Raw genomic sequence first — 8332 nt, 5'->3', positions numbered from 1 at the left:
CCCTCGGGTGCAGTGGGCAGCACGGTGACCACGACGGTGACCCTGAGCAACAACGGCAGCGCGACGGTGACCTTCACCCCGGTGGTGGTGGTCAACGGCGTGACCACGACGCTGGCGCCGGTGACGCTGGCCCCGGGCCAGACGGTGAGCAGCGCGCCGATCACGGTGCCGCTGACGACCACGGGTGCGACGGTGACGGCGCTGGTGGGTACCAGCACGGTGCCTGACAGCAACCCGGCCAACAACACCGACACGGAGAATGGTGCAGCGCTGCCACCCTCTGCCAGTATCTCTGGCTCGGTCTACTACGATCTGGACCGCGACCGCCTGTATGACATCGGTGAACAGCGTCTGCCTGGGTATCAGGTGCAGCTTTTGCAAGTCACCGGCAGCAGTACGGTGGTGGTGGGATCGGCCACGACGGGTGCGAATGGCCAGTACACCATCACAGGTCTGTACCCTGGCAGTGGTTACCAGCTGCGCTTCCTGGATCCGCTGGGCAACGTCGTTATCGGCACGCCGTACAACCAGGCAGCCACCACGCTCAATGGTCAGCCCTCGACCGGCGTGACCGTGGCGGCGACGAGTCCCATGGCGGGTACGGTTTCTGGTGTGATTCAGGGCATCACGCTGTACGACGGTGACAACACCATCGAACAGAATCTGCCCATCGATCCGCAGGGTGTGATCTACGACGCCATTTCACGTCAGCCAGTCGGCGGCGTGACGGTGCAACTCAATGGCCCGGTCGGCTTTGTTCCGAGCACCCACCTGCTGGGTGGAACCAACACGGTGGTCACCGATGCAGTGTCTGGCGTGTACCAGTTCCTGTTCGTCAATTCGCCTCCGCCGGGTGTCTACAGCCTGTCGATCGTGTCGACGCCGGTGGGCTACAAGACGAGCACGGCCGTGCTGGGTGGCGTTGCACCGCCGCAGGGCACGCTGATTGTCCCGGGGGGCGTGATCACCAACATTCAACCGCAGGGCACCGCGCCGGCCGTGGGTGTTGATGGGCTGCCAGGAACCCTTTACTACACCAGCTTCAGCTACGACTTCACAGCGCCTGGCGAGATTTTCAACAACCACATCCCGCTGGATCCCGTGTCGTCGCCTGTGGTGAGCAAGGTGGGTGACAAGAATGTGGCCGAAGTGGGCGACTCGATGCGCTACACCATCCGCATCACCAACGGTGTGGTCCCTGCGTCCACTGTCACGGTGGCGGACATGTTGCCTGCAGGCTTCCGCTACATCCCGGGCACTGCGCGTCTGGGTGGCGCCGCCCTGCCGGACCCGGCGGGTGCCGGTACCCGTTCGCTGAATTTCAGCATCGGCGCCATGGCCGCCAATGCCCAAGTGGAACTGACCTATTTCGTGCGCCTGGGCGTTGGGTCTCAACAGGGGGACGGCACCAACCGTGCCACCGCGATCTTCACCACCGCCGGTGGTACGGTCCGCTCCAACACCGCAGCCTTCAAGGTGAACGTGCAAGGCGGCGTCTTCAGCAACGAAGGCTGTATCGTCGGCACGGTCTACAGCGACTGCGACGGCAACCACGTGCAGAACAACGCCGGTGGCTCGCGTGAAATCGGCATCCCGGGTGTGCGCCTGGTCATGCTGGACGGCTCGTACGTGATCACCGACGCGGAAGGCAAGTACAGCGTCTGCGGGGTCAAGCCGCAAACCCACGTGATCAAGGTCGACCGCAAGACCCTGCCGCTCGGCGCACGTCTGCTGCCGTCGAGCAACCGCAACGCGGGCGATGGCAACAGCATCTTTGTCGACATGAAGGGTGGCGAGATGGCGCGGGCCGACTTCGTCGAGGGTTCGTGCTCGCCTCAGGTGCTGGACCAGGTCAAGGCCCGCCGCGCGCAGGGCGGCGATGCCAGCCCCGAAGCCGAGAAGGGGCCGGTGTACCGGATACAGCCTGGCGGTGAATCGCCTCTGCAGCAAATCATGCCCGCCACCCGCCAGAACGGTGCCAATGCCACCGGGGGGGCGGCGCAATGAAAACCTTCGCACTCCAGCATGGGCGTTTGAACCAAGTGATCCAGAAGACCCCTGTGGCCATCGCAGCCACCTTGCTGACCACGGCTGCATGGGCCCAGGTGGCAGACCACACCACCAGCGCCGACGCGCCTGAAGCGGGCAGCGTGTTCGAGACCTCGGGACAGGCCGGGATCGGACCGCGCCCGTTCACGTCGTTCCTGCAGCGCCTGGCCTCGCCGGTCGAGAGCATCCAGGTCCAGGTGGCGGGTGACAACCTGCCGGCCGACGGCGTGGGCGGAACCGACGTGGTCGTCACGCTCAAGGACAAGAACGGTCGCGCGGTGACCGGTGAAGTGGATGTGACGGTGGAGGTCGACGGCGGGGCCCGCATCCTGCTGCCGGGACGTCGCACGTCCGAGTCTGCTGCCGACAAGGGTGACATCGACCGCATCGCACCGGGCATCCAGTCCCTTGCCGCCAATGGTGTGCTCAAGTTCAAGCTGATCGCGCCCTACAAGCCCGAGGCCGTGAAACTGCGCGTGTCCGTCAAGGGCGTGAGCGAAGCGGTGACCGTGCGCTACGTGCCCGAACTGCGCGAGATGATCGCCGTCGGCCTGATCGAAGGCCGTCTGCGCTCCGACCGGTTCGACCCGTCGGCCATCGTCCCGGTGCGCGAAGACGATGCGTTCGACACCGAGCTCAAGGGGTTCGAAAAAGAATTCAACGGCGGCAAGACCCGCGCCGGTGCGCGTGCAGCGCTGTACCTCAAAGGCAAGATCAAGGGCGAGTACCTGCTCACCCTGGCCTACGACTCCGACAAGGACACCGACCGCCAGCTCTTCCAGGAGGTGGACCCGAACGCCTTCTACCCGGTGTACGGCGATGCGAGCATCCGCGGCGTTGACGCACAGAGCTCCAGCAAGCTGTACGTGCGCGTGGACCGCCACCGCAGCTTCCTGCTGTACGGTGACTACACGACCAAGGACGACAACCTCGCCCGTTCACTTGGGCAGTACAGCCGCTCCCTCAATGGTCTGCAAGGCCGTTACGAAGAGGGCAAGGTCACGGCCAACGGCTTCGTGGCGCAGGACACCCTGCGTCAGGTCATCGACGAGTTCCCGGCGCGCGGCGTGTCCGGGCCTTACAGCGTGTCCAACCCGAACGGCGTGACCGGTTCGGAAAAAGTCCAGATCGTGGTGCGCGACCGCAACCAGCCCACGGTCATCCTCAAGTCGACGCAGCTCACCCGGTCCAGCGACTACGAATTCGAGCCCTTCAGCGGGCAGATCGTGTTCCGTGCGCCGGTGCCCAGTTTTGACGACCAGCTCAACCCGGTCACCATCCGCATCACCTACGAGGTGGATCAGGGCGGCGACGACTTTCTGGTCTACGGCGGCGATCTGAAACTGGCCCTGACCGACAAGCTCAGCCTGGGCGTGTCGGTGGCCAAGGACGAGAACCCGCAGGCGCCGTACACGGTGGCGGGCGCCAACCTGCACCTCAAGCTCAGCCCGCAGACCGAGCTGATCGCCGAGATCGCCGGCACGCGCAGCGTGGTCAACGACGCCAGCGGCTTCAACACCAACACCAGCACTGCGTTTGACGGCAAGAGCGGGGAGCTCAGCGGCGGCGCTGCGCGGCTGGAGCTGCGCCACAGCGACGAGCAGCTGCGCGGCCGCGCCTACGTGGCCAAGGCCAGCGAAGATTTCAACAACACCGCCGCCGGCATCACCGGGGGCCGCACGGAACTGGGCCTTTCTGCCGCCTACAAGGTCTCGCCCCAGCTCAGCGTCAACGGCGAATACCTGCAGACCCGGGACCAGATCGATCCCACGGTGACCACGCCGGGCATCGACAACGACTCCAAGGCGTTTTCGCTCGGGGCCGACTACCAGATCACCGACCGACTGACCATCGGCGGTGGCGTGCGCAAAGTGCAGGAAAACGCAGCCAGCCTGGTGCGCTCCACCGCCAGCAACTGTTCCAACAGCACCACCGCCACCACCGGCTACAACACCGGTTTTGGCATCAGCCAGGTGGGCAACCAGACCATCGACCCCGTGACGGGTCTGCCGGTGGTGTGTTCGGGGTCGAACCTCACCACCATCGAAACCGCCACCGAAGACCTGGACCGCACCTCGGTGTTCGGTCGCGCCGCCTACAAGATGACCGACAGCCTCACCCTCAACGGTGAACTGCAGCGCGAAATCGGCGACGACGGCACCAACCTGTACCGCATCGGCGCCGACTGGGCCGTGGCCGAGAAGACGCGTCTGTACGGACGTTACGAGCGCAGCCGCGAATTCGGCGGTGCCTACGGCCTCGGTGTGGGCGAAGCCGCCACCGCCTTCGTGTTCGGCATCGACACGCAGTACATGCAGGACGGCTCGGTCTACAGCGAATACCGCGTGCGCGACAGCGGTTCGGGTGAAGACGTCCAGGCCGCCCTGGGTCTGCGCAACGGCTGGATGATCCGGCCCGGTCTGCGCCTGGTCACCAACGTCGAGCGCCTGACCAGCACCGCCGGCAATGCCAAGGCGGCCGGTGTGGGCCTCGAATACACCGGCAGCGAACTGTGGAAGGGCTCTGGCCGCGTCGAATGGCGCCAGGACCAGGACAACACCAACCACCTCGTCACCCTCGGCCTGGCGCGCAAGCTGGACCGTGACTGGACCCTGCTGGCGCGCGACTACTTCAACCAGGTGCAGCCGCGCACGGCCGCTGGCTCGGACACGCGCCAGAACCGCTTCCAGGTGGGATTTGCCTACCGCCCGGTGGACAGCAACCGTTTCGACGCGCTCGGCACGCTGGAGTTGCGCAACGAATACGCCGCTGGCACCGACGCCATCGACCGCGATGTGCGCATCGCCAGCCTGCGCGCCAACTACCACCCCAGCCGCCCCTGGTGGGTCTCGGGTCGTGTGGCGCACAAGCGTGTGGACGAGCTGCTGCTGGGCACGGTGCGTGACAACTACAGCGCCACCCTGCTGGGCTCGCGCGTGACTTACGACATCACCAACCGCTGGACGGTGGGTGGCCTGTTCAGTGTGCTGCAGGGTTCGGGCGGTAGCCGCCAATACGCCTACGGCCTGGAGGTCGGCTACGTGGTGATGGACAACCTCTGGGCCACGCTGGGCTACAACTGGCGCGGCTTCAGCGACAAGGACATCTCCAGCGAGTACACCAACCAGGGCTGGGTGCTGGGTCTGCGCTACAAGTTCGACGAAGACCTGTTCCGCGGCAAAGACGCGGGTGTGAACAAGACCCTGTCGTCCGGTTCGCCGGCCCAACCCTGACGCGAGGCCTGGTCATGACTGCCCTCTGCTCTGCTCCCCGTATCCCGTTCGGCCGCGCTCCCGCACTCCACACTGCCATGCGAACCTCCTTTTCTCTTTCTCTCCTCGTCGCTGCCCTGTCCCTGGCCGGTTGCGCCAGCGGGCCGTTCCAGACCAAAGACGAAACGCCCGCCGCCGCGGCCCAGTCCACCGGTCTCGTGCCGCAGGCTGCGCGCATCACCGACGAGCGCATCCTCGGCGACCGCAAGACGCTCGAAGCGGTGCAGCAGCGCCTGCGCGCGCTCAACGAAGCCGGTGTGCCGCAGAGCAACTATTCGCTGGCCAAGGCCCAGTGCTGGCTCGACACGGCCAAGACCCAGTACCACGAGAACGACCGCACGGGTTACGTGGAAGAGTCGCTGCACGAGTCCATCAAGATCGTGCAGGCCCTCGAAGCCGACAAGTCGGCCAAGGCCGGCTACGACACGCCGCTGGTGGCCAAAAGCAGCAAGCTGCGCGACGACCTCTGGGCGCGGCTGAGCGGCTTCAAGGGCGATGCCAACACCCTCAAGTGCACCGCCCGCACCGTGGCCTGTGCCGAAGTGCGGCTGGTGCGCGCAGGCCATGCCGAAGAGCAGACCGGCTGGCGCCAGGCCACGCCGCACGTGGCCATGGCCGAAGACGCGGTGCGCCGCGCCGGTGAAGAGGCCAGCGCCTGTGCTGCGCCTGCGCCGGTGGTGGTGGCAGCGCCCGTGCCGGCCCCCACACCGGTGGCACCGCCACCCGCACCGGTGGTGCAGAAAGAAAACATCACCCTGCTCGGCGATGCCCTGTTCAAGTTCAACAAGGCCGGCCGCGGCGATCTGCTGCCCGGTGGCCTGGAGCGTTTGCGCGAAGTGGCCGACAGCCTGAAGAAATACAGCAAGATCGAGTCCATCGCCTACACCGGTCACACCGACCGTTACGGCAAGACCGATTACAACGATGCCCTGTCGCTCCAGCGCGCCAACACCGTGCGCGACTACCTGGACAGCATGGGCGTCAAGGCCGACAAGGTCAGCACCACGGGCCGCGGCAACCGCGAGCCGGTGGTGGAATGCAGCACCAAACCGCCCAAGGTCGAGCAGACCGTCTGCCTGACGCCCAACCGGCGCGTGGCGATCGAGGTGGTGGGCATCAAGTAAGCCACCCGACCCAGCGGGCAACAAAAACCGCCGTAGGCTCGCGCCCCGGCGGTTTTTTCATGGGCTCACACCCCCGGTGTCGGCGTTGTGAGCGATCACTCCGGCACCACCGCCGTCACCTCGATCTCGACCTTCGCACGCGTCTCCACCAGCCGGCTGACTTCGACGCAGGTCATGGCCGGGAAGTGTTTGCCCATCACGTCGCGGTAGGCCGAACCCAGCTCGCGCAGGCGGGCGTTGTACTCGTCGCGGTCGGTGATGTACCAGGTCATGCGCACCATGTGCTGTGGGCCGGCGCCGGCGCAGGCCAGCACGGCGTGCACGTTCAGCAGGGCCTGTTTGGTCTGGTGGATGAAGTCGTCGCTCTCGAATTGCTGATCGCCGTTCCAGCCGATCTGGCCGCCGACGAACACCAGCGTGCCTTTGGCGGCGACGCCGTTCGCGTAGCCCTTGGGGGTGGCCCAGCCGGGTGGTTGCAGGAATTGCATGGGTTGGTTCTTTCTTTGAAGTTCAGGCACCGGCATCAGCGGCCATTTTGCGCAGCGCAAAGCGTTGCAGCTTGCCGGTTTCGGTGCGGGGCAGGGCGGGCACAAAACGCACTTCGCGCGGGTACTTGTAGGGCGCCAGCGTGTGCTTCACATGGTCCTGCAGCGCCTTGACCTGGGTCGCATCGGCGGCCTGGCCGGGCCTGAGCACCACATAGGCCAGGATGACCATGCCGCGCTCGTCGTCGGGCTTGCCCACCACACCGCATTCGGCCACCGCCGGGTGTTGCAGCAGGGCCGCTTCCACTTCGGGCCCGGCCACGTTGTAGCCGGCGGTGATGATCATGTCGTCGGTGCGCGCCTGGTAGACGAAGTAGCCATCCTCGTCCTGGCTGAACGCGTCGCCGGGGAAATTCCAGCCGCCCTGCACGTAATTGGCCTGGCGCGCGTCGTCCAGGTACTTGCAGCCGGTGGGGCCCTTGACCGCCAGCCGGCCGACTTGTCCGCGGGGCAGTTCTTCACCCTGTTCGTTCACGATCCTGGCCTGGTAGCCGGGCACCACGCGGCCGATGGCGCCGCGCTTCACGTCTTCGGGTGCGGCCGAGATGAAGATGTGGAACATCTCGGTGGCGCCGATGCCGTCCAGCATCTCCAGGCCACTCGCTTCCTTCCACAGCTGGCGCGTGGCGTCGGGCAGGCCTTCTCCTGCGCTCACGCTCAGGCGCAACCGTCCGATGCCGTGCTGCTTCGCGAACGCGGCCATCTGCCGGTAGAAGGTGGGCGCGGTGTAGCAGATGGTGGCGCCGACCTGGCCAATGAGTTTGACCATGGCCTCGGGCGTGTACGGGATGCTCGGGAAGTACACCGACGCGCCCGCCCACATCGGGAACACCAGCAGGCCGCCCAGGCCGAAGGTGAAGGCCAGTGGCGGCGAACCCATGACGATGTCATCGGGCGTGGCGCGCAGCACGTGGCGCGGCCAGGTTTCGCAGGCGGCCAACACGTCGCGGTGGGTGTGCACGGCGGCTTTCGGGCTGCCGGTGGTGCCGGAGGTGAAGGCCAGCAACGCGACGTCGTCGGCGCTGGTGGGGCAGGGCGTGGCCTGGTCGCTGTGCTGCTTCGCGAGCGCCTCCATAGAGTTGGAAAGCACCGGTGCCGCATCCCCGGTATTGAACAGGCGCAGTGGCAGGCCCGCCGTGTCCGGGCTCAACGCGAGTGCGGCCTTGAGCTCGTCCTGCAGTTTCACATCGCACAGCGCAGCCGACGGTTGCGACTTGTCGATGATCGCCTTGAGTTCGGTGGCGCGCAGCAGCGGCATGGTGGCCACCGCGATCAGGCCGCTCTGCACCACCGCCAGCCAGGCCAGCGCCATGGCCACCGAGTTGCCGCCGCGCAGCAGCAC

5 protein-coding genes are annotated in these 8332 nt (G+C 66.3%); 3 read left to right on the top strand and 2 right to left on the bottom strand.

The features are described 5' to 3' along the window. The first annotated feature begins 99 nt into the window (after positions 1 to 99). The 3 genes from ACR2JA_RS17325 to ACR2JA_RS17315 all read left to right on the top strand — a co-directional run bounded on the left by ACR2JA_RS17325 (position 100) and on the right by ACR2JA_RS17315 (position 6445). Positions 100 to 2007 (top strand): SdrD B-like domain-containing protein, encoded by a 1908-nt coding sequence (locus ACR2JA_RS17325; RefSeq protein WP_434010317.1) that lies wholly within the window; start codon positions 100 to 102, stop codon positions 2005 to 2007. Between the two features lie 53 nt (positions 2008 to 2060). Continuing rightward, positions 2061 to 5282, top strand: a complete 3222-nt coding sequence (locus ACR2JA_RS17320; protein ID WP_434010316.1) for a hypothetical protein — start codon at positions 2061 to 2063, stop codon at positions 5280 to 5282. A gap of 77 nt (positions 5283 to 5359) precedes the next feature. Then, on the top strand, positions 5360 to 6445 hold the full coding sequence (locus tag ACR2JA_RS17315; RefSeq protein ID WP_434010315.1) for an OmpA family protein: 1086 nt from the start codon (positions 5360 to 5362) through the stop codon (positions 6443 to 6445). A gap of 95 nt (positions 6446 to 6540) precedes the next feature. On the opposite strand, the gene ACR2JA_RS17310 is transcribed toward ACR2JA_RS17315, so the two are convergent. Continuing rightward, positions 6541 to 6933 carry a RidA family protein gene (locus tag ACR2JA_RS17310; RefSeq protein ID WP_434010314.1) on the bottom strand — a complete coding sequence of 131 codons (393 nt, stop codon included), beginning with the start codon at positions 6931 to 6933 and terminating at the stop codon, positions 6541 to 6543. Between the two features lie 22 nt (positions 6934 to 6955). Then, positions 6956 to 8332: AMP-binding protein (locus ACR2JA_RS17305; RefSeq protein ID WP_434010313.1), on the bottom strand; the 1377-nt coding region annotated here is incomplete at its 5' end.

Origin of the sequence: Hydrogenophaga sp., from assembly GCF_051007235.1 — a bacterium.
Taxonomy (GTDB): domain Bacteria; phylum Pseudomonadota; class Gammaproteobacteria; order Burkholderiales; family Burkholderiaceae_C; genus Hydrogenophaga.
Note: the sequence above shows the minus strand (reverse complement) of the source record. Positions and strands in the feature narration are given on the sequence as shown.

Coding starts and splice junctions, on each gene's coding strand:
- ACR2JA_RS17315 (WP_434010315.1), top strand. CDS start 5,360: ATGCGAACCTCCTTTTCTCTTTCTCTCCTCGTCGCTGCCCTGTCCCTG.
- ACR2JA_RS17310 (WP_434010314.1), bottom strand. CDS start 6,933: ATGCAATTCCTGCAACCACCCGGCTGGGCCACCCCCAAGGGCTACGCG.